Source organism: Ferrimonas sediminum (assembly GCF_900100175.1).
In the GTDB taxonomy this organism is placed as follows: Bacteria; Pseudomonadota; Gammaproteobacteria; order Enterobacterales; family Shewanellaceae; genus Ferrimonas; species Ferrimonas sediminum.
Window position 1 is genome coordinate 154,143 of the sequence record NZ_FNEM01000009.1, and the last position, 20,938, is coordinate 175,080.

20 protein-coding genes and 1 pseudogene are annotated in these 20,938 nt (G+C 57.1%); 12 read left to right on the forward strand and 9 right to left on the reverse strand.

Translation table 11 applies throughout. From position 1 onward, the window contains the following. Nucleotides 1-104: 104 nt before the first annotated feature. Nucleotides 105-356 carry a hypothetical protein gene (locus BLT77_RS11975; RefSeq protein WP_090365503.1) on the reverse strand — a complete coding sequence of 84 codons (252 nt, stop codon included), beginning with the start codon at nt 354-356 and terminating at the stop codon, nt 105-107. 633 nt (nt 357-989) lie between these two features. On the opposite strand from BLT77_RS11975, the gene BLT77_RS11980 reads away from it, so the two are divergent. The 4 genes from BLT77_RS11980 (at nt 990) to BLT77_RS11995 (ending at nt 4,500) form a co-directional block, all read left to right on the forward strand. Further along, on the forward strand, nt 990-1,256 hold the full coding sequence (locus BLT77_RS11980; protein WP_090365504.1) for a hypothetical protein: 267 nt from the start codon (nt 990-992) through the stop codon (nt 1,254-1,256). A 344-nt stretch (nt 1,257-1,600) separates the two neighbouring features. Further along, the gene (locus tag BLT77_RS11985; RefSeq protein ID WP_090365526.1) at nt 1,601-1,813 is read left to right on the forward strand and encodes a hypothetical protein; all 213 of its coding nucleotides are present in this window, start codon (nt 1,601-1,603) and stop codon (nt 1,811-1,813) included. 16 nt (nt 1,814-1,829) lie between these two features. Then, nucleotides 1,830-3,623 (forward strand): tetratricopeptide repeat-containing diguanylate cyclase, encoded by a 1,794-nt coding sequence (locus BLT77_RS11990; protein ID WP_090365505.1) that lies wholly within the window; start codon nt 1,830-1,832, stop codon nt 3,621-3,623. Between the two features lie 70 nt (nt 3,624-3,693). Continuing rightward, nucleotides 3,694-4,500: an SAM-dependent methyltransferase gene (locus tag BLT77_RS11995; RefSeq protein WP_090365506.1), complete on the forward strand. Its 807-nt coding sequence runs from the start codon at nt 3,694-3,696 to the stop codon at nt 4,498-4,500. Between the two features lie 79 nt (nt 4,501-4,579). Here the strand turns inward: BLT77_RS11995 and hisIE are convergent, their stop codons facing one another. From hisIE to hisG, 8 genes are read right to left on the reverse strand one after another with little or no spacing between them, the layout of a single operon-like run. Next, complete coding sequence (gene hisIE, locus BLT77_RS12000; RefSeq protein ID WP_090365507.1) at nt 4,580-5,176, reverse strand: bifunctional phosphoribosyl-AMP cyclohydrolase/phosphoribosyl-ATP diphosphatase HisIE; 597 nt, start codon at nt 5,174-5,176, stop codon at nt 4,580-4,582. Beyond that, nucleotides 5,173-5,946, reverse strand: a complete 774-nt coding sequence (gene hisF / locus BLT77_RS12005) for an imidazole glycerol phosphate synthase subunit HisF (protein WP_090365508.1) — start codon at nt 5,944-5,946, stop codon at nt 5,173-5,175. The genes hisIE and hisF overlap by 4 nt, the downstream gene beginning before the upstream one ends. Beyond that, nucleotides 5,928-6,665, reverse strand: coding sequence for a 1-(5-phosphoribosyl)-5-[(5-phosphoribosylamino)methylideneamino]imidazole-4-carboxamide isomerase (gene hisA / locus BLT77_RS12010; protein WP_090365509.1), 738 nt, complete (start codon nt 6,663-6,665; stop codon nt 5,928-5,930). Before hisA ends, hisF begins: the two co-directional genes overlap by 19 nt. After that, nucleotides 6,662-7,270: an imidazole glycerol phosphate synthase subunit HisH gene (gene hisH, locus BLT77_RS12015; RefSeq protein WP_090365510.1), complete on the reverse strand. Its 609-nt coding sequence runs from the start codon at nt 7,268-7,270 to the stop codon at nt 6,662-6,664. The genes hisA and hisH overlap by 4 nt, the downstream gene beginning before the upstream one ends. Then, nucleotides 7,270-8,340 (reverse strand): bifunctional histidinol-phosphatase/imidazoleglycerol-phosphate dehydratase HisB, encoded by a 1,071-nt coding sequence (gene hisB, locus BLT77_RS12020; RefSeq protein ID WP_090365511.1) that lies wholly within the window; start codon nt 8,338-8,340, stop codon nt 7,270-7,272. The genes hisH and hisB overlap by 1 nt, the downstream gene beginning before the upstream one ends. Next, the gene (hisC, locus tag BLT77_RS12025; RefSeq protein ID WP_090365512.1) at nt 8,337-9,401 is read right to left on the reverse strand and encodes a histidinol-phosphate transaminase; all 1,065 of its coding nucleotides are present in this window, start codon (nt 9,399-9,401) and stop codon (nt 8,337-8,339) included. The genes hisB and hisC overlap by 4 nt, the downstream gene beginning before the upstream one ends. Further along, nucleotides 9,398-10,696 carry a histidinol dehydrogenase gene (hisD, locus tag BLT77_RS12030; RefSeq protein WP_090365513.1) on the reverse strand — a complete coding sequence of 433 codons (1,299 nt, stop codon included), beginning with the start codon at nt 10,694-10,696 and terminating at the stop codon, nt 9,398-9,400. The genes hisC and hisD overlap by 4 nt, the downstream gene beginning before the upstream one ends. Before the next feature lie 3 nt (nt 10,697-10,699). Then, a complete protein-coding gene (gene hisG / locus BLT77_RS12035) occupies nt 10,700-11,596 on the reverse strand; it encodes an ATP phosphoribosyltransferase (RefSeq protein ID WP_090365514.1) in 897 nt (298 codons plus the stop codon). A 348-nt stretch (nt 11,597-11,944) separates the two neighbouring features. On the opposite strand from hisG, the gene yoaA reads away from it, so the two are divergent. From yoaA to BLT77_RS12075, 8 genes and pseudogenes are all read left to right on the forward strand, one after another. Beyond that, nucleotides 11,945-13,858 carry a DNA repair helicase YoaA gene (yoaA, locus tag BLT77_RS12040; protein WP_090365515.1) on the forward strand — a complete coding sequence of 638 codons (1,914 nt, stop codon included), beginning with the start codon at nt 11,945-11,947 and terminating at the stop codon, nt 13,856-13,858. After that, entirely contained in the window at nt 13,858-14,547 is a 690-nt protein-coding gene (tsaB, locus tag BLT77_RS12045) for a tRNA (adenosine(37)-N6)-threonylcarbamoyltransferase complex dimerization subunit type 1 TsaB (RefSeq protein WP_090365516.1), read from the forward strand. The genes yoaA and tsaB overlap by 1 nt, the downstream gene beginning before the upstream one ends. A 28-nt stretch (nt 14,548-14,575) precedes the next feature. Continuing rightward, nucleotides 14,576-14,854, forward strand: a complete 279-nt coding sequence (locus BLT77_RS12050; RefSeq protein ID WP_143026627.1) for a hypothetical protein — start codon at nt 14,576-14,578, stop codon at nt 14,852-14,854. Nucleotides 14,855-14,981: 127 nt separating this feature from the next. After that, a pseudogene (locus BLT77_RS12055) lies at nt 14,982-15,805 on the forward strand (class I SAM-dependent methyltransferase). Between the two features lie 65 nt (nt 15,806-15,870). Then, nucleotides 15,871-16,758 (forward strand): alpha/beta fold hydrolase, encoded by an 888-nt coding sequence (locus tag BLT77_RS12060; RefSeq protein WP_090365518.1) that lies wholly within the window; start codon nt 15,871-15,873, stop codon nt 16,756-16,758. A 166-nt stretch (nt 16,759-16,924) separates the two neighbouring features. Then, a complete protein-coding gene (gene fadD / locus BLT77_RS12065) occupies nt 16,925-18,604 on the forward strand; it encodes a long-chain-fatty-acid--CoA ligase FadD (protein ID WP_090365519.1) in 1,680 nt (559 codons plus the stop codon). Next, a complete protein-coding gene (gene rnd, locus BLT77_RS12070; protein WP_090365520.1) occupies nt 18,604-19,716 on the forward strand; it encodes a ribonuclease D in 1,113 nt (370 codons plus the stop codon). The genes fadD and rnd overlap by 1 nt, the downstream gene beginning before the upstream one ends. A 323-nt stretch (nt 19,717-20,039) precedes the next feature. Continuing rightward, the coding region (locus BLT77_RS12075; protein ID WP_143026628.1) for an AMP-binding protein at nt 20,040-20,938 on the forward strand (899 nt) is incomplete at its 3' end.

The following is a 20,938-nucleotide window of genomic DNA, read 5'->3' on the forward strand; positions in this document are numbered from 1 at the left end:
AGTAGCTGTGATCGCAGGGAAGCGCGGGTAACACCAAGCGTCAAATGACCTTCTGTCGTGCCCGCGTACTCGGGTACCCAGTGTCTTTTGAAATGCGGCGACCGCTAGGCGTGGAAGCTCGACAATGAACTGTGGCGGGTGTGCGAAGCGCTTTGAAACAACAGCAGTTCCCAGGCCAGGCTTTGCAAGGTACCGGAATCGTTGCTGGTCAGCTCCTGCATGCAGATATCGCCAGCTTCCAGCATCTCCCGCAACTCTGACTCATTCAGGTGCAACACCGGGCGTCCGGTCAGGGTATGGAACACGGTCAGTTGGTTCGGGCTGTGATCCAGACGAGCATCAATGGTAAACAGCATAGTCAGGTCTCCAGAGGTCAGTTGCGAGTGAAGTTGATCTAAATGATAACCATTATCATCTGGGTGTCAAGGAGAAAGTGCCTATTTGTGTCGATGGCGGTGGTGACATCCGACTGAACTGTGTTTTGGTAAGAAATAAAACTATTATTATTCAGTTAAATAAAAGGTTTGGTAATGATCTTAGCGACATCGAGAGTATCCGCAGGAAGGGTAACTTCATTTTCAAAATGAATCACGTTATAACAAAATAAGAATAACCAGAATTCGCCGGCGGTGGTTTTTGTTTATGTCACTAATATATAAAGCCATATCTATGGATATAATTGTGAAAAACATTCGTTTTACATTTTTTAGCTTTTGCAAGTGATTGATTTGCAGTTAAATAATTGATCATTGGCAGGGCCGGTGTTTTGTGTCTGTAAATATGAAATCAATAACTTAAACTGGTATTGCATAAGTAAATGTTGAAATGGTTTGACCTGATAAAGTGTGATCAAGTTAACGCTTTGTTTTGCACTTTGTTTTTATAACTACCTGTATTTTAAGATCAATGAAAATTAATTAAATAAGTTCTTTTCATTTTAATTTGAACGGTATAACTTATACTCCGAAAACGACTTGAAGGATTATAAGATGGATTACGTAGTGTTTGGCCGGGCTAACGAAACCGATGCCGACGAAAATTTTATCGGCTTCCATTTCGAGCAGTTCGACGTTGTGGCCGATAGCGCAGAAGACGCATTGGAGCAGGCCGAAGCACAGATGTGTAGTCGACTTGATAGCGTAAACCTTCTGGAGCACAAAGAGTTTCTGGGTTTTGAACTTACCGGCTTGAGTCAGAGCGATTACCTGGCGCTGAAGCCAGAGATCGAATCCGGCGAGTTTGACCTGTTCAACTAACCACTCCAAGTGGACGTTTGGGGACACCTTGTATTGAGGATGACAGGACGTCCGATAACAATAAAGGCAACATAATCAACAATATATTGCCATGCTGAGATGATGTCTCTTACGAGGGATGAAACAGTCAGTACTACCACGCCCCGGCTTTGCCGGGGTTTTTTATATCTGTTCTCCTGCCAGTTCAAGCCTGCACAGGCCCTCCCCAATGTTGATGAAATGTTACCTATTGGCTTTACCTTTGTCATAGACCATTGTTATGATTTGAAAAGGTCACATAAGCCGGGTCTGAGCCTGGTCAGGATGCGCCACTAGACCGCATTACACTTTAGGGAATGGAAACCATGTCGACACTTCTCAACTACATCAACGAACTGGATTGTAACGCTGATCTGCTGGCTGCTCACAAGAACGATCCTGAAGCTACAATGAAGTCTTATGGATTAAGTGATGAAGAGATTGCTGCAGTGATGTCCGGTGATAAAGCGAAACTAGCCAAACTCACGGGCTCTGATTTAGACTTATTCGAAAAAGCAATTCAAATTCAGCAAAAGTAAGTTTAGGGAGAGGTGAGTGAAAAGTGCAGCCCTTTACTTTATTGCTCATCTTCTCATATGCTTTTCTTGTCTTTCATTTGCTCAAGATAAAAATGATGTTTTAATTGATAGCATTCGTGATCTTTCTTTTACAAACCCGCTCGAAGCAGAAAAAGTGATTTCTTTCCTGAACTCTAAGAGAGAAGTCTTAACTAAATCTCAGACTGACAGGTTAGTTCTGTATCATGCTTATCATCTCGGTGTCCATCATAAGCACAAAGAAAGACTGAGCTTGCTGAAGACAGTAGATTGGCCGAATTCAAGTGTGTCTAATAGAATTAAAGCCAATCAACAGATGACAGAAGTTTACTCTTATCTTGGGTTGTATGAGGACGCAATAATAACGGCTAATGCATCTTTATCTTTGTTAGACGAAGTTGAGGATCCGTATATTAGCTTGATTGCTCTTCATGCCCTGGTCAATATTTACAATTCTCTTTTCCTCTACGGTGAGTCAGAAACCTTTGCCAGTCGGATAGTTCACCTTGGTGTGGATTCAGGAAATGATAAGATTTTATGTTACGGTAGGGCCAATATTGCTGAGATAATGTCGAAGTCTTCAAGATATAAGCAGTTTTTAGCCTCATGGAGAGAGGCGGAGAAGACTTGTCTTGGAAGCAACGACGCTTTAGTTGTTGCAATGCTTAGAGCTTTGTATATCGGGGTGTTGACCAGTCAGGGAAGGTTTGATGAAGCGATAGAGTATGGGGTTGAGTTTTATAGTTCTCAAGATGCTGACCAAGGTTACGAATATCTTAGTACCATTGAACATGCATTGGGTAAGGCTTTCTTGGAAATTGGGGACTTCGAGCAATCTAAAAGATTCCTACTGCTAGCCGAAAATCGCCTTAGAAATCAGGGTTTGGATGAGAACTTAAGAGAAATATACCCGACACTATTTAAACTGTATTATTCTTTGGGGGAGTTCGATAGTTCTTATCAATACGGTAAGTTGGCTGTCGAGCATACCGAAAAATTTGCCCGAGATGCATTAGATAAATCAATGGTGTTCGAGATGGCAAAAAGTAAGTATTTGGACTTTGAAAATCGACTCGCGATCGCAGAAAAAAATAGTCTGGAAGCGGAGTACAAATATAAACAATCATTAGTGTTTTTAGGCTGGAGTACATTGGCCTGCGTTTTACTTGTGTTGACTGTTATGGGAGTGCAGCGGCAGAAGTCAAAGATTAAGGCATCCCTAGAGACAGATACCCTGACCAAAGTGTTGTCTCGGGTGAGTTTGATGGAGTCTTGTACCAAGGCGGTGGCCGAGGCGAAGCGACGGGAGCAACCGTTGTCTTTAGTGGTGTTTGATTTGGATCTCTTTAAGCGGGTCAACGATACCTTCGGTCATGCAGTGGGGGATTGGGTGCTGAAAACGGTGTCCAGTGTGGTGCGCACCAGCATTCGGGATAAGGATATTCTTGGCCGTTTGGGGGGCGAGGAGTTTGTTATCTGTCTGCCCAATACGGATATTGAGCAGGCCAGGCAGTTGTCGGAGCGCTGCCGCGAGGGATTGGAACGGATCATTTCGCCGGTGGCCATCGAAAATCTGGACATCAGTGCCAGTTTCGGGGTGGCAAGGCTTGATGACACCGTGGACAGCCTGGATAAGCTGCTGATGACTGCCGACAAGTGCCTGTATCAGGCCAAGCATCTGGGGCGCAACCGGGTGGTGACGGTGCTGGAGGATGAGGGCACAGGGGATTATAAGCCGTCGATGGGACTGTGTAGCCTGCAGGCGGAGCTGGTTCAGACACCACTGAAGTAGGGGCGCCATGGCCGGCACTGGCTTGTTGCCTGAGCCGGGTGTGTTTTTCGTAACTTGAAGAGATTCGGTGATGGGCAAGCAGGGCAGTTTGGTTTGTGTGGGCTCGGGGATGCGGCTGGCGGGTCAGCTTACTCCCAGGGCCAAGAGCTGTATTGAGCAGGCGGATGTGGTGCTGGCGGCGATGGCCAATCACCTTAGCCGACAATGGATCAAGGAGATGAGCAAGGAGTATCGCTGCCTGCTTGATCTCTATGGTGAAGGGGGGGCAGAGGGTAAGCCGCGGGGCCAGACCTATGATGAGATGGCTGAGCGAATCATGGAGGAGGTGCGCAAGGGACGCAGGGTGTGTGCGGTGTTTTACGGCCACCCATCGGTGTTCTCCTGCATCTCCAAGAAGGCGATCGACCTGGCTAGGGCAGAGGCGTTTTCGGCTCACATGGAGCCCGGGATTTCGGCGGCAGATTGCCTGTATGCCGATCTGGAGATCGATCCGGCCAGCGCTGGTGAGCAGGCGATGGAGTGCACCCAGTTTATGATTTATCAGCGGTTCATCGATCCCAGTGCGCTGCTGATCCTGTGGCAGCCCGGTGTGGCCGGGGATCTCTCCATGAAGCGGTTTGAGACCCACCAGGCGTATATCAAGCTGCTGGTGGAGAAGCTGTCCCGGGATTATCCGCTGGACCATGAGGTGATCCTCTACGAGGCGGCTACCTCGCCGCTTGAGCCCACCCGCATTGAGCGCTTGCCCCTGGGAGAGCTACCCCAGGCCACCCTGAATCAGATCACCACCCTGGTGGTGCCTCCCTGTCAGGAGATGGCACCGGATAACGCCATGCTGGACAAGCTGCAGACCCTGCCCGAATCGGTGTGGGAGTAGTGGCCACAGCGCACGCCGTAGCCTGGTGCCGATAACCTAGATAGAAACGCCCGGTTGCAGCTGCAACCGGGGGCTTCAACTACTGGTGACGGGAGGCCAGTTTGGCGATCACCTCGGGCAGAGGAACCTGCTGCTGCTCCAGCAACACCGTCAGGTGGTACAGCAGATCGGCGGTTTCATCCACCAGGTTGTCACGGTCGTTGGTGGCCGCCGCCAATGCCACTTCCACTCCCTCTTCACCCACTTTTTGCGCCACCCGGCGTGGATTGCCATTGAGCAACTGGGCGGTGTAGCTGCTGCTTGGATCGGCGTCGGCACGCTCGGCCACCACCTGGGACAGCTTGCCCAGAAACGGCTGATTATCGAGGCCACTAAAGCAACTGGTGGTACCGAGGTGGCAGGTGGGGCCCGCCGGAATCGCCTGCACCAGCAGGGCGTCGTTGTCGCAGTCGGAGCTCAGGCTGATCAGGGTCAGCACATTGCCTGAGCTCTCCCCCTTGGTCCATAACCGCTGCTTGGAGCGGCTGTAAAACGTCACCTTGCCGGTTTGCAGGGTGACTGCGACCGCTTCCGGATTCATGTAGCCCAGCATCAGAACCTGGCCGCTGTAGTGGTGTTGCACCACAACCGGAACCAGATTGTCCATTTTGTTCCAGTCGATAGAGAGTGTGGTCATACGCGCACCTCGATTCCTTGCTGTTTCAGGTAGTGTTTCAGATCCATAATGTCGATCAGTTGTTTGTGGAAGACCGAGGCCGCCAGGGCGCCGTCGACCCGCGCCTGGCTGAACACCTCGGCAAAGTGGGCCATGGTGCCGGCGCCACCGGAGGCGATCAGCGGCAGGTTGCAGGCCTGTCGAATGGCGCTGAGCTGGTCGACGTCGTAGCCGCGGCGTACGCCATCCTGATTCATGACATTGAGTACAATCTCTCCGGCGCCCCGACGCTCCACCTCTTCGGCCCAGTCCTGGGTGAACCACTGGGTCTGGCGGGTGGCGTTTTCATCACCGGTAAACTGGTACACCTTGTAGCTGTCGCTGTCGCGGTCGTACCAGGAGTCGATGCCCACCACCACACACTGACGACCAAAGGTGTCATTGAGGCGGTTGATAAGATCGGGGTCGGCCAGCGCCGGTGAGTTGACCGAGATCTTATCGGCGCCGTCGGCCAGAATCTGGCGGGCATCCTCAATGGTCTTGATACCGCCGGCGACGCAGAAGGGGATATCCAACCTTTCGGCCACTGCGCTGACCCAGCTTTTGTCGACGGTTCGACCGTCGCTGGAAGCGGTTATGTCGTAAAACACCAACTCGTCGGCGCCTTCGCTGGCGTAGCGACTGGCGAGATTGAGAATGTCACCCACCACTTCGTGATTTCGAAACTGCACCCCTTTCACCACCTGGCCGGCTTTCACGTCCAGACAGGGGATTATGCGTTTTGCCAGCATGCCAGTGCCTCCTCAATGGTGAAACGGCCGGTGAGCAGCGCCTTGCCGATGATGATGCCGCCAATGCCGATGGCTTTGAGCTGGCGCAGATCCTCCAGTTCGGCGATGCCGCCGGATGCCTGCCAGCATACCTGGGGGTATTGCTGAATCAGCCGGGCATACAGGGCGACGTTGGGGCCGCTGAGCATGCCATCGCGGTCGATGTCGGTGCACAGGACGTGTTTCAGCCCGGCTTGCAGCAGCGGTGCGATCACTTCGTCGATGAGTTTACCGGAGCCCTGCTGCCAGCCGTGGGTGGCCACCTGGGCGTTGCCGTCGGCGTCCAGCAGCAGATCCAGCGCAACGGTGATGCGCTCGGGGCCAAAGGCCTCGATCCAGCCGGCGACGGTTTGAGGGTCGCGGGCGGCCAGGGAGCCGATCACCACCTTGTCTACCCCCAGAGCCAGCAGTGACTCCACCTCCTGACGATCGCGGATGCCACCGCCTACCTGCAGGGGCGCGTCCAGGCCCTGGGTCAGGGCGGTGATGGTGTCCAGTTGGCGCTGGCCGGGGTCTTTGGCGCCGTCCAGATCCACGAGATGTAGCTGGCGGCTGCCGGCGTTTTGGTAGGCCTGCAGCTGCGTCAGTGGGTCGGCATCGAATTGGGTCACCTGGTTAAAGTCGCCTTTTTTCAGGCGCACTACCTGGCCGTTAATGAGATCGATTGCAGGGATGATCACGATGGCATCTCCAGAAAGTTTTGCAGTATTTTTGCGCCTACCGGGCCGCTGCGTTCGGGGTGAAACTGCACCCCCATCAGGTTGCCGCGACCGACGGCGGCGGAGAACGTCTGCCCATAGTGACAGCGTGCCAGGGTCAACTCCGACTCGGCCACGGCGTAGCTGTGCACAAAGTAGAGGTAGCTGCCCTCGGCAATGCCGGCAAACAGCGGGTGGTCGCCAGGGCTGATGGTGTTCCAGCCCATGTGGGGCAGGGGTTGGCCATTGGCCTTGAGCTTGCTGCAGCGAAACGGCAACAGGCCGGTGAGCTGTGCCTGACCTTCGTCGCTGCTCTGGCCCAGCAGCTGCATGCCCAGACAGATCCCCAGCAGGGGTTGGGTCAACTGGCCCAGGCTATCGAGGACACCGGAGTCACGCAGCGCCTGCATGCCAGCCGGTGCGCTGCCGACACCGGGCAGGATCACCCGGTCGCTGGCGAGAATCTGTGCCGGGTCGCGGCTGACGCTGACCTCGGCGCCCAGTCGCAGCAGTGCAAAGCGAACCGAGCTGAGGTTGGCGCAGCCGGTGTCGATGATGGTGACCCGTTTCGGTTGGGACTGGCTCATTACAGCACTCCTTTGGAGGAGGGCAACTGGTCGCCTTGAATGGCGATGGCCTGGCGCAGGGTACGGCCAAAGACCTTGAACAGCGCTTCTACCTTGTGGTGTTCGTTGTCACCGTCCACCGACAGGTGCAGGGTGGCGCCCAGGCTGTCAGCCAGCGATCGGAAAAAGTGCGGTACCATCTCGGTGCTGAGATCGCCCACTTTGTCACGGTTAAAGCTGGCTTCGAAACGCAGGTAGGGGCGGCCGGACAGATCCAGCAGGCATTGTGCCTGGGTCTCGTCCATCGGCAGGGCGAATCCGAACCGGCCGATGCCCCGTTTATCGCCCAGTGCCTGTTTCAGCGCCGTGCCCAGGGTCAGGGCCACGTCTTCGACGCTGTGGTGCTCATCGATGTGCAGGTCACCGCTCATGGTCAGCTCCATGGCGATGCCGCCGTGGGTGGCAATCTGCTCCAGCATGTGGTCGAAAAAGCCGACGCCGGTGTTGATGGACACCGGCCCGTTGCTGTCCAGATCGACGCTGATGTTAATGTCGGTCTCTTTGGTGGTGCGGCGGGCACTGGCCCGGCGATCGCCCTGGGTTAACTGGCGGACGATGGCCTCCCAACCAAAGGTGTCACGGTCGTATTGGATGCCGGCAATGCCCATGGCCTCGGCCAGTTGCAGATCGGTGCTGCGGTCGCCAATCACCGCCGAGCGGGTAAAGTCGATGCGGCCCTGGGTCAGGAAGTCACGCACCAGCCCCAGCTTGGGTTTGCGGCAACTGCAGTTGTCGCGGTCAAAGTGTGGGCAGATCAGCACCTCATCGAAGCGAATTCCCTGACTGGTGAACAGCGCCATCATGGCGTTGTGGGGCGCATCGAAGTCGCTCTGAGGAAAACTGTCGGTGCCCAGGCCGTCCTGATTGGACACCATCACCAGCAGATAGCCGGCTTGTTGCAGCGCCAGCAGGGCCGGTACCACGCCGGGTTCAAACACCAGCTTTTCCAGTGAGTCCAGCTGCTTGTCGATGGCGGGCTCCTCTACCAGAGTGCCATCGCGGTCGATAAAGAGGATGGGTTGTTGGCTCATTGTTGTGCATCCTGTCGGGGTTGTTGTAGGGCGGGTTCCAGGGCGGCCATCAGGGCGCTCATCTCCGAATCACTGCCGATGCTGACCCTCAGCCAGCCCGGCAGTGCCGAGTAGGCGCGGATCAGTATGCCATTGGCGGCCAGATCAGCCAGCAGTACGTCGGCGTTATCGGCTTCAAACAGCACAAAGTTGCTGGCGGAGTCGAGGATGGTGCCGACTCCGGGCAGGGCGTCCAGCGCCGTTATCAGTGCCTGACGTCGGGCATTCAGTTGGCTGACCTGGCTCTGCATGCGGCGAATGCCGAAGTTGCTTAGGGTCTCCAGAGCCAGATCGCTGACCGGCACCGGCACCGGGTAGGGGGCGATCACCTTTTCCAGCATGGCGATGACGTCGTCATTGGCAAGTACGAAGCCGCAGCGGGCGCCGGCCAGGGCAAACGCCTTCGACAGGGTTCGCAGCACCACTAGGTTGGGAGTGGCGGCAATGGAGGCGGCCAGGCTCTGCTGCGGGCAGAACTCGATGTAGGCTTCGTCAATCACCACCAGAGTCTCGGGCAGCGCCCGGGCCAGTTGCAGCAGATCGTCGGTCGGCACCAGCGTGCCGGTGGGGTTGTTGGGGTTGCAGATGAACAGCAGCTTGGCATCGCGGCCTGCATCCACCAGTGACGGGGGCAGGGTGTACCCCTGCTGCCAGGGAATTGCCTGGTAGTCGATGCCACAGGTTTCGGCGCTGATGCGGTACATGCCGTAGCTGGGCGTGAGGCTGACCACCTTATCCTGGCCGGGCACACAAAAGGCTCGAATCAACAGCTCGATGCCTTCGTCGGCGCCACGGCTGATCAGCACCTGCGACGGGGCGACGCTGGCGTAATCGGCGTAGGCCTGGCGCAACTGGGGAGGTTGGCAGTCCGGATAGCGGTTGATGCCGGCTACATTGGCGTTGCGCCATGGGCTTTCGTTGGCGTTAAGCCAGACGTTGCCGCCGCTGGCGCTGCGCCGTGCCGAGGCGTAGGGGGTCAGATCCCGTAGCTGCGGGCAGCAGAGTCGTTGGGCCAGGCTCATGAGTCACTCCTTGCAGTAGAGGGGGCCTTAAGACGCAGGGCCACGGCGTTGGCGTGGGCATCCAGGCCTTCGGCATCGGCCAGAGTCATCACGGTATCCGCCAGTCCCAGCAGGCCGTCACGGCTGAGTTGTTGCACCGTAAAGCGGCGGCAGAAGTCCGCCAGTGACAGGCTGGAGGCACTGCGGGAGGCGCCGTAGGTAGGCAGGACGTGATTGGTGCCACTGGCGTAATCGCCTACCGATTCCGGTGACCAGCGGCCCAGGAAGATGGAGCCGGCGGCGCGCAGAGAGGGCAGCAGTGCCCGCGGATCGTCGGTTTGCACAATCAGGTGCTCCGGACCGTAGCGATTGGAAACCTCGCAGGCCTGCGCCAGCGTGTCGCAGATCAGGGTGCGGCTCTGGGCCAGAGCCTGGGTGGCGATCGCCCGGCGGCTCAGGCCAGCCAGTTGGCTCTGCAGCTGCTCGTTGACCCGGTTGGCAAATTGCTGGCTCAGGCACACCAGCATCGCCTGGCTGTCTTCACCGTGCTCGGCCTGGGACAGCAGGTCGGCCGCCACAAAGGCCGGATCGGCGTTGTCATCGGCGATCACCAACACCTCTGAGGGGCCGGCAGGCATGTCGATAGCGGTGCCGCCGACGCTGACCTGGGTTTTGGCTTCGGTGACAAAACGGTTGCCCGGGCCAAAAATCTTGTCGACCCGTGGCACGGTTTCGGTGCCGTAAGCCAGGGCCGCGATGGCCTGGGCGCCGCCGACCGGAAACAGTTGTTGGATGCCGCAGCGCCAGGCGGCGTAACAGATGGCGTCGGAGACCGGTGGTGGCGTCGCCATCACCCGCACGCTGCAACCGGCGATGCGCGCGGGCAGTGCTTGCATCAATACCGAGGAGACCAGTGGTGCACTGCCGCCGGGCACATACAGGCCTACCCGCTCGATGGCTTCGCTGCGCAGTTCGCAGCGAACGCCGGGTTGGGTTTCCACCTCGACGGTGGTGAACTGCTGGGCGCGATGGAAGGCATCCAGGTTGTCGATGGCGGCATCGATGGCCTGCTTGAGGCTGTCTGTGATGCTGGCGCCGCGGCGGGCCAACTCGTCACTGTCGTACACCAGTTGCTCAGGACGCTGGCCGTCGAAGCGTTCACTGAGTTGCATCAGCGCCTCGTCCCCCTGCTGCTGAACCTGACGCAGAATGGCGGTCACCGATTCGCTGAGGCTGGCGTTTTGTACCTGTTCGGCGCGAGCCAGCACGGCGGTGCGGGCTTGCGGATCCAGTTGAGTCCATGTGTAACTTTGCATGGCTTACCCCAGCATCTTCTCAATGGGCAGCACCAGAATGGAGCTGGCGCCCAGGGCTTTGAGCTGTTCCATGGTTTCCCAGAACAGGGTTTCGGAGCTGACGGCGTGCAGGGCGACCCGCTCGCTGTCCTGTGCCAGTGGCAGTATGGTGGGGTTTTCGGCACCAGGCAGCAGCGCCACCACCTGATCCAAGGCCGCTTTTGGGGCGTGCAGCATGATGTATTTGCTCTCACGGGCCTGAATCACACCGTTGATGCGGGTCAGCAGTTTGTCCACCAACTCCTGGTTGGCGTCACTCAACGGTTGTTGGCTCTGAATCAGGGTCGCCTTGGAGCGAAACATCACTTCACACTCTTTGAGGCCATTGGCCTCCAGGGTGGCGCCGGTGCTGACCAGATCGCAGATGGCGTCTGCCAGTCCGGCGCGGGGAGCCACCTCGACGGAGCCTTTAAGCATGCAGTCGCTGAAAGGAACGCCAGCCTGGTTCATAAACTGGGCCAACAGATAGGGGTAGGAGGTGGCGATGCGGGTATTGGCCAGCGAGGCAGGGCCGGTGTAATCCATATCCTTGTCCACCGCCAATGACAGGCGACAACCGCCGAAATCCAGTCGGCGCAGGGTGGTGAACTCTGCCGGCCGGGTCATGGCCTGGCGCTCCAGCCGCTCCTCTTCGAGGACGTTTTCACCGACGATGCCCAGATCGACCACGCCGTCCATCACCAGACCGGGAATGTCGTCATCGCGAACCCGCAGGATGTCGATGGGCAGATTCTGGCAGTGGCTCAACAGGCGCTGATCCCGCAGGTTGAGTTTGAGCCCGGCGCCCTTGAGCAGGGTCTGGCATTCATCGGCCAGTCGGCCGGATTTTTGAATGGCGATGCGCAGTCGTTGTTGTGTCATGTGTTCAGTCCTGTAGATACGAAAAAACCCTGGGCGCTTGCTCCAGGGTTTTCGGGTATTCAGTTCTGAATCCGCTGGAGGGCGCCGTTTAAACAGCAGCCTTCCAGCGTTAATGCCAAAGGCTACCGCTTGGAATGGTGATGGTGATGTAGCGCAGTAAACTTCAGCATTGGAACGTTTCCTTAAATTCTTGTGCACGATTATCGTGGCGTGTTTTTAAGCTAACAGGAGCACCGGGGAGATTGCAACACCCTGATAGCAGTTTTTTTTCTAAACCGGCCGGTGGAGGGAAGGCATTGTTTTCGGCCTGTGCCATAATGGCCGCCGGATCCACTATTCAGGCGGCGTATGGCCCGTTTCCCCAACAGAATCAAACAGGCTTTTGCCGCCAACGGCCTGCTGGCGGAGCAGCTGCCGAACTTCCGTTTTCGCCAGGCCCAGCAGCAACTGGCCCATGCGATTGCCAGAAACCATAAGCCTGGCCAACGCTTGGTGGCCGAGGCGGGCACCGGCACAGGTAAAACCTTTGCCTACCTGTTGCCGGCTCTGCTCAGTGGCAAACGGGTGGCCATCAGCACCGGAACCAAAAACCTGCAGGATCAGTTGTTCTTTAAGGATCTTCCCAGCCTGCTGCCGCTGCTGGACAGCGGCATTCGGGTGGCGCTGCTCAAGGGGCGCAGTAACTACTTGTGCCACTACCATCTGCACCGCCATCTGGCCGATACGGACAATCAGAGCCCCATCGAGATGGATCAGCTTATTCGAATTCGCAGCTGGGCCAACGGCACCGGCAGCGGGGATATGGCAGAGATGGACTCCCTGGCGGAGGACGCGCCGATTCTGCGCAAAGTGACCTCCACCCATGACAACTGCCTGGGGCGCAAGTGTCCGGAGTTCGACCGCTGTTTTCTGAAGCGGGCCCGGGCCAAGGCGATGGCGGCGGATCTGGTGGTGATCAACCACCACCTGTTTTTTGCCGATTCCGGCCTCAAGGAGGGCGGCTTCGGCGAACTGCTGCCTGAGCTGGACTGGTTGATCTTTGATGAAGCCCATCAGTTGCCTGATATTGCGCTAAATCGCTTTGGTGAGCGGCTAACGTCGTCGAACTTCCATTATCTTGCGCGGGATGTGCGGCGCCTGTATCAGCAGTTGAAAGACTGCAAAAGCCTGGAGGTCCGGGCCGATGACCTGCAGCGCCAGGCGGATGAACTCAGTGAGGCGCTACACGCCAACGGGGCGCCCGGCTGGTTGGTGCAACTGAAGTATGCCCGGGTCACCGACGCCATGGCTGAGCTTGAACAGCAGCTGCGGGGGCTGCACAAGGAGTTGGGCTATCACCTGGGCCGGGATGAGCTGGCGGATCTCTGCTTTGAGCGTTGTGCCCGGCTGATGGGGTTGTTGGCGCATTTCGCCAACCCGGATGCCAGTCAGGCCTATACCCTGGAGCGGCGTAAGCAGGGGTTTGCCCTGATCTCCAGTCCGCTGTCGGTGCGTGATAAGCTCAAAGAGTTGTATCAGCAATACCACTGCGCCTGGGCTTTTACCTCTGCGACCCTGCAGGTAGCCGGTGATTTTGGCTATTTTACCCGCCAGATGGCGTTGGACGATGCCGAAACCCTGATTCTCGACAGCCCCTTCGATTACTCGCGCCAGGCGTTGATGTGTGTGCCCAGGGGCCTACCCGAACCCCACGAAGCCGGGGTGGCAGATCATCTGGCGGCCATCGCCCATCAGCTTATCGAGGCCGCCGACGGCCGCACCTTCCTGCTGTTTACCAGTTACCACATGATGCATCAGGTGGGGGAGCGCCTCAGCCGACGTCAGTCCCGGCCTCTGCTGGTACAGGGAATGGACTCCAAACGCCAGTTGTTAAGCCGGTTCCACGCCTATGGCAATGCGGTGTTGCTGGGAACCAGTGCGTTTTGGGAGGGGGTGGACGTTAGAGGCCGTGGCTTGTGTTGTGTTATGATCGACAAATTGCCCTTTGTGTCTCCGGACGATCCGCTCACTCAGGCCAGAGTCAGCGCCTGTGAGCGCAGCGGCCAGGATCCTTTCAGCCAGGTGCAACTGCCTCAGGCGATCTTGGCCCTCAAGCAGGGCGTCGGCCGGTTGATTCGCAGCGAGCAAGATCAGGGGGTGTTGGTGATCGGCGATCCCCGCTTGGTTCATCGCCCCTATGGCGAACAGTTTATTGCCAGCTTGCCTGCCATGGCGCGCACCCGCGAGCTGGATAACGCATTAGTACGATTAAGAGAAGTTTGATGTCTGCAAAGATTCTGATCATCGACACCGCCACCGAGAACTGCTCGGCGGCGCTGATCCTTGGCGACACCGTTACCGCCCTGTGTGAAGAGGCACCCCGCGAGCACAGCCAGAAAATTCTGCCGTTTGTAAAGCAGTTGCTGGAGGATGCCGGGTTGGCGCTGAACCAGTTGGACGCCATCGGCTTCGGCCGCGGTCCCGGCAGTTTTACCGGTATCCGTATCGGCACATCGATGATGCAGGGATTGGCGCTGGGGGCGGAACTGCCTGTGTTGCCGATCTCCAACCTGGCGGCCATGGCACAGGGTGCCATCGATGCCGGTGCCACTTCGGTGATAGCGGCCATTGATGCCCGCATGGGGGAAGTCTACGCTGCCCGATACGATGCCGAGCAGGGACTGGCGGTGCTGCAGGGGCAGGAGATGGTGATCGCCCCTGAGCAATTACTGGAGCTGGAATTGATGCAGGGAGAGGGGCTGGTGGCCGTAGGTACCGGTTTTGAGGCCTATCCGCAACTGCTGGATAATGGCCGGCTACAGGTCGCTGGCGATTGCCGTTTGCCCAGTGCTAAGATGATGGTGCCTCTGGTACTGGACCAGTTTAAGCAGGGGTTGGCACAGCCGCTGGAGCAGGTTGAGCCGGTGTACCTGAGAGATAACGTGGCATGGAAAAAGATGCCAGGCAAGTAATTCCCCTTGTCGATAAAGGATTGATGTTGTGATGCAGCCCGTTGGCTTACTCAGCCAGATTCCGGCCCGGCCGGATGCAAAAATCAAGCGTGACGTTGCGCCTGAGGAAGCGGCTGCGCCGGCCCCGGTGTCCACTAAGCTGGTCTTGCCTGCCGATGCTCAATCCTGGCAGCAGTGGCAGGCGGGCCGGGCCCGTCTGGTGGATGACCACGCCAACTCCAATGCCATCGCCACCTATAAAGAGATGGTCAATCAGCCGCTGAGGCAGCAGCTGCAATCGATGATTGGCGTCGACCTGTACGTCTGATCCTTTCCTACTGGACGTTTGCAAAGATTTTGCAACACGTTAGCGTTGCAATCTCCCACCACAGCGATAGGGTATTAGCCTGTCTTCTACGCCGATTTCCCGCGTCCGTTCCAAGGAGGAACCCCCGATGAAACCGATGTTGCTCGCCGCTGCGGTGGCACTGATGCCTCTGGTCACTCAGGCCCATTCCGATACCGCCCCCCACACCGCCGATCTGAGCCACTGGGCACAGGGTCCCCATCGTTCCGAGGCCAATGTGGCGCGCAATCAGTACCGGCATCCGGTGCAGACACTGGAATTTTTGGGGTTGCACCCGGATATGACGGTGATCGAGTTGTGGCCTGGCGGCGGCTGGTATACCGAAATTCTGGCGCCGTTTCTTCGTGATAATGGCACCTTCATCGCCGCCAGTTTTGAGACTGAGCCAAAACTGGATACGCCACGCAGCCGCTATCGGGCCGGCGTCGGAAAACGCTATGAGCAGAAGTTGGCGGCGACCCCGTCTCTGTATGGCAAGGTACAGGTGGTGACCTTTGATCCGCCAAGGACGACCCGCCTTGGGGTGGAGGCCAGTGCCCACATGGTGCTGACCTTCCGCAACTTGCATAACTGGGCCGTGGCCGGGGATCTGCTGGCGGTGTTTGAGGCGGTTTTCGAGGTACTGACACCCGGGGGGTATTCGGGGTGGTGGAGCACCGGGGCAAGCCGGGAATGCCGGCTGAGTCTGGCTACATGGATCAGCAGCAGATGATTGATCTGGCTCAGAAGGTGGGGTTTCGGCTGGCGGCCAGCAGCGAAATTAACGCCAATGCCAAAGACAGCAAGGATTACCCGGAAGGGGTGTGGACCCTGCCGCCGTCTCTGCGCCTCAAAGAGCAGGACAAACAGAAGTATCTGGCCATCGGTGAATCCGATCGTATGACGCTGAAATTTTATAAGCCTGAGATCTAGCATTAGAGTAACTGCTCCAACCAGCGGGTTGGGCAGTGAAACCACAAGACAACAGAGGGATTGCTATGGCACTCTTGCCCGCACCAGAAGAGATGGGGTTTTCCCTGGACAGCATCGAGCTGGCCGGCCTGCGCTGGGGCGACCCCGATGCGCCACTGGTGGTGGCATTTCATGGCTGGCTCGACAATGGCAACAGCTTTGCGCCCCTGGCACCGCATCTGGTGGCCGCCGGATATCAGTTGCTGGCGGTGGAGTTTCCCGGTCATGGCCACTCACAGAATCGTCATCAGGGCAATTACTACCATTTTCTGGATTATCTGTACGAGCTGCATCAGTTGTGGCCACAATTGCCGCAACGCCCGGTTTTGGTGCTGGGGCACTCCATGGGCGGAATCATTGCCAGTCTGTTTGCGGCGTTGTATCCGCAGCAGGTGGCGCGGTTGATGGTGGTGGAGGCCTTAGGGCCACTGACCGCAGCGCCGGAGCAGACCCTGGAGAAGATGCGCCAGGGCTTTGCCAGTCGGGACAAACCGGTTTCCCAGGCCAGCTACCGGGATATCGATACCCTGGTGTCAGCCCGGGCCAAGGCCGGCCAGTTTGACGTCGACATCGCCCGCTTGCTGCTGCAGCGCAACCTGCAACAGCAGCAGGATGGTCGATGGTGCTGGCGCTCGGATCCGCGTTTACGAATGCGTTCACCCTGGATGATGACCGAAGAGCAGGGGCAGAATTTGATGCAGGGGCTGACGACGCCCACCTGCTTTGTGCTGGGGCAGGGCGGCTTTGACGAACTCAAATCTGCCTGGCACAGCCGGCGGCACTGGTTTGCCGATGCCCGTATCGAAGAGATAGAGGGTGGCCATCATTGCCATATGGAGCAGCCGCAGCAACTGCTGAGGCATATATTGCAATTTATTGATGTAAAAAGCAGCGAACACACCGACTTAGACTAGGCATCGGTGTGAATCGCGCTATCATTGAAACCGTTTGTAACAGTCTACGAAGTCGGTAACGAATGCGCCGCGATCCATCGCGAATAAGAGGCTAACGAGCCTGCGCCGCAGACCGGCTTCGTTTACGTTTAGACCCAGGCAGTCCTGTTCGAGAAAGGAGAACAGAGTGGATAAGGCATGGCTTAACAGCTACCCCGCCGATGTACCGGCAGAGATTCAACCCGACCAGTTTCGCAACCTGCTCGACCTGTTCGAGCGCAGCTGCAACCAGTACGCCGATCAGGTGGCGTTCATCAATATGGGGGCGGTGCTGACCTATCGCCGGGTTGAGGAGCAGAGCCGGGCGTTTGCCGCCTACCTGCAAAATGAACTGAAGTTGCAGAAAGGCGATCGGGTGGCACTGATGATGCCTAACCTGCTGCAGTACCCGGTGGCGCTACTGGGCGTGCTGCGGGCTGGAATGGTGGCGGTGAACGTGAATCCGCTGTACACCCCCAGGGAACTTAAGCATCAACTGTGCGACGCCGGCGCCAAGGCGATCGTGCTGGTCACCAACTTTGGCCAGAGTCTGCAGCAGATTGTCGACGACACGCCGGTGGAGCACGTGATCCTGACCAAGATTGGCGATCACCTGTCGGCGCCCAAGCGGACTGTGGTTAACTTCGTGGTGCAGTACATCAAGAAGATGGTACCGAAATACCACCTGCCGTACGCGGTCTCCATGCGCAAGGTGTTGTCGGTCGGACGGCGGTTGCAGTACATCAAACCCAACGTTGATAGTGACGATATTGCCGTATTGCAGTACACCGGCGGTACTACCGGGGTGGCCAAAGGGGCGATGCTGACTCATCGTTCGTTGCTGGCTAACATGTTGCAGGCCGATGCCTATTTTGGTCCTATCCTCAAAGATGGCGAAGAGATGGTGGTCACGCCGCTGCCTCTGTATCACGTGTTTGCCAACACGGTAAACCTGCTGCTGTTCTTTAAAAAGGGTGGCCAGAATCTGCTGATCACCAACCCCAGAGACATGCCCGCGTTCATTGGTGAATTGAAGAAATACCCCTTTACTGCGCTGACTGGGGTCAACACTCTGTTCAATGCGCTGCTGAACAACGATGAGTTCAAAGAGGCCAATTTCAGTCAGTTCAAGCTGACCATTGGCGGTGGCATGGCGGTACAGCGTGCCGTGGCGGAGCGCTGGGAAGCCCTGACCGGTTTGCCGCTCATCGAAGGCTACGGCCTGACCGAATGTTCGCCGGTGGCGGCGGCGGGCACCTACAATCAGAGCGAGTACACCGGCTCCATCGGTTTGCCACTGCCCTCCACCGAGATGCGAGCGGTCGACGATGACGGCCAGCCGGTGGCTATCGGAGAGTCCGGTGAGCTGCAGGTACGTGGCCCCCAGGTGATGCGCGGTTACTGGCAGCGCCCGGAAGAGACCGCCAAGGTGCTCACCGAGGACGGCTGGTTGTTTACCGGCGACATCGGCTATATGGATGACAAGGGGCAGTTCTTTATTGTTGATCGCAAAAAGGACATGATTCTGGTATCCGGATTCAATGTTTTCCCCAACGAGGTGGAAGACGTCGTGGCCAGCCATCCGAAAGTGGTGGAAGTGGCCGCGGTAGGCGTGCCCCATGCGGCCTCCGGCGAACTGGTGAAAATTTTTGTGGTGGCGAAAGACGACAACCTCACCGATAAGGAGTTGGTCGCCCACTGCCGCAAACAGCTGACCGGCTACAAGGTACCGAAACTGGTCGAGTTTCGGGATGAACTGCCTAAGAGCAACGTGGGTAAAATTCTGCGCCGGGAACTGCGCGATGAGATGAAAGAGAATCAATCCTGATGAGCGAATTCAGCTGGCAGTGGATAGACACCGATGAACAACTGGCGCAGGTGTGTGCCCAGTGCCGCCAGGCCGATGCCGTGGCGCTGGACACCGAGTTTGTGCGCACCCGAACCCTGTACGCCCAGTTGGGCCTGATCCAGATCTACGATGGCACTACCCTTGCCCTGGTGGATCCGCTGGCGATCAGTGACTTGAGTCCGTTCTGGGAGTTGCTGGCAGACGAATCGGTGGTGAAGGTATTGCACTCCTGCAGTGAGGATCTGGAGATCTTTGCCCAGCAGGGTCGGGTGCAGCCTAAGCCGCTGTTTGATACCCAAATAGCCGGGGTGCTTCTGAATCGGGGCGTGGCCATGGGTTATGGCAAGATGGTGTCCGCCTATCTGGAGATTGAATTGGATAAGGGGGAGGCTCGCACCGATTGGTTGGCGCGGCCCCTGCGGGATAAGCAGTTGCAGTATGCGGCGGCCGATGTCTACTACCTGCTGACTATCTATCGCACCATGGCGAGTGAGATTGCCGATGCCCAGCGTCTGTCCTGGCTGCTGGAGGAGGGGGAGCGGATTACCGAGGGGCGTTTGTTGCCTGTCAACCCGGATACCGCTTACCTGAAGGTGAAAAACGCCTATCAACTGGGCCCCGAGCAACTGGCGATTCTGAGATCGTTAGCGGCCTGGCGCCTGCAGGTGGCACAACAGCGGGATCTGGCGCTGAACTTTGTGATTAAGGATGCCGCGCTGTTGCAGTTGGCGAAACGGGCGCCCCGTAGCATGGGTTATCTGACTCAGTTGGACTGCCTGACGGAGCGGGACGTGCAGCGTCACGGCCGTGCCATCCTCAAAGCCATTGCCAATGCCGATGTGGACAACCCGCCGGAGCCGGTGGATCCCCTGAGTGCCGATCCGGCATTTCGAGACGCGGCCAAACGGGTGCGTAAAGTGCTGATTGAAGTGTGCGAGCAGCATCAGGTGGCGCAGGAGTTGATGGCCTCAAAGAAGCTGGTACATCAATATCTTAAGTGGCGTTTAGGCGCCAGCAGTGAGCAGCCTGTGGTAACTCGAGGCTGGCGCGGAGAGTTGGCGTCGGAGAAACTGGCAGCATTGAGCGTCTAAAAGCGGCAAAAAATTCAAAATTCTGAAATTTCAGAGAGAAGCGACATTCCACTGGCTGGTATGTCGCTTTTTTTATATTCCGGCGGCATTCGTTGCCGTCGCCCGCAATTCCTCTGTAATGAACCGGAGTTGTAATCATAGTGTCTGCCCGCCACTATCCTGCCGCGATCAAAAAATCACCAACAAATGTTAATTTCTTGGGTGGGTATGGCTGACATCTTCAATTAGTTGTGTGATGATGTTCACGTTTATACGGCTGTTTAATACAGTCGCTTAAATACCAGAAGCGGAAAGGATTAAGCCGTCAGGACAAGGAGCGACACATGGAAAAGGTCTGGTTAACGAGTTATCCGGAAGGGGTGCCGGCAGAGATTGATGCTGATAAGTTTGCCTCTCTGGTAGACCTGTTCGAACAATCGGTCTCTCGTTATGGGGATAAACCTGCCTTTATCAATATGGGGAAATCGATTACCTATAACGAATTGGACAGGCTCAGCCGCGATTTCGCCGCTTACCTGCAGCAGGAGTTGAAGCTGGAAAAAGGCGACCGGGTCGCCATTATGATGCCCAACCTGATTCAATATCCGGTGGCTCTGTTTGGTGTGTTACGTGCCGGTCTGGTAGTCGTCAACGTCAACCCGTTATACACCGCTCGTGAATTGAAACACCAGCTTAATGACAGCGGCGCGAAAGCCATTGTGGTGGTGTCTAACTTTGCCTCTACTCTGGAAGAGGTGGTGGACGACACCCCCATCGAGCATGTGATTCTGACCAAACTCGGCGATCAGCTCTCACCGTTTAAGCGTACGCTGGTCAATTTTGTCGTTAAATACGTCAAAAAGATGGTGCCCAAGTACCAACTACCCGGAGCCCACTCCATGCGCACTGCCCTGTACAGGGGAGCCAAGCTGCAGCTTAAAAAGCCGGAGATTCACAACGGCGATCTGGCGTTCTTACAATACACCGGTGGCACCACCGGGGTCGCCAAAGGCGCGATGCTGACCCACCGCAACATGGTGGCTAACCTGGAACAGGTCAGCTCCTGGATTGGCCCGACATTGAAAGAGGGCGAGGAGTTGGTGATTACCGCTCTGCCGCTGTACCACATCTTCGCTTTGACCTGTAACTGCCTGACCTTTATGAAGCTTGGCGGTACCAACTTGATGATCACCAATCCCAGGGATATGCCGCTGTTCATCAAGACCATCAAGAGCTACCCCTT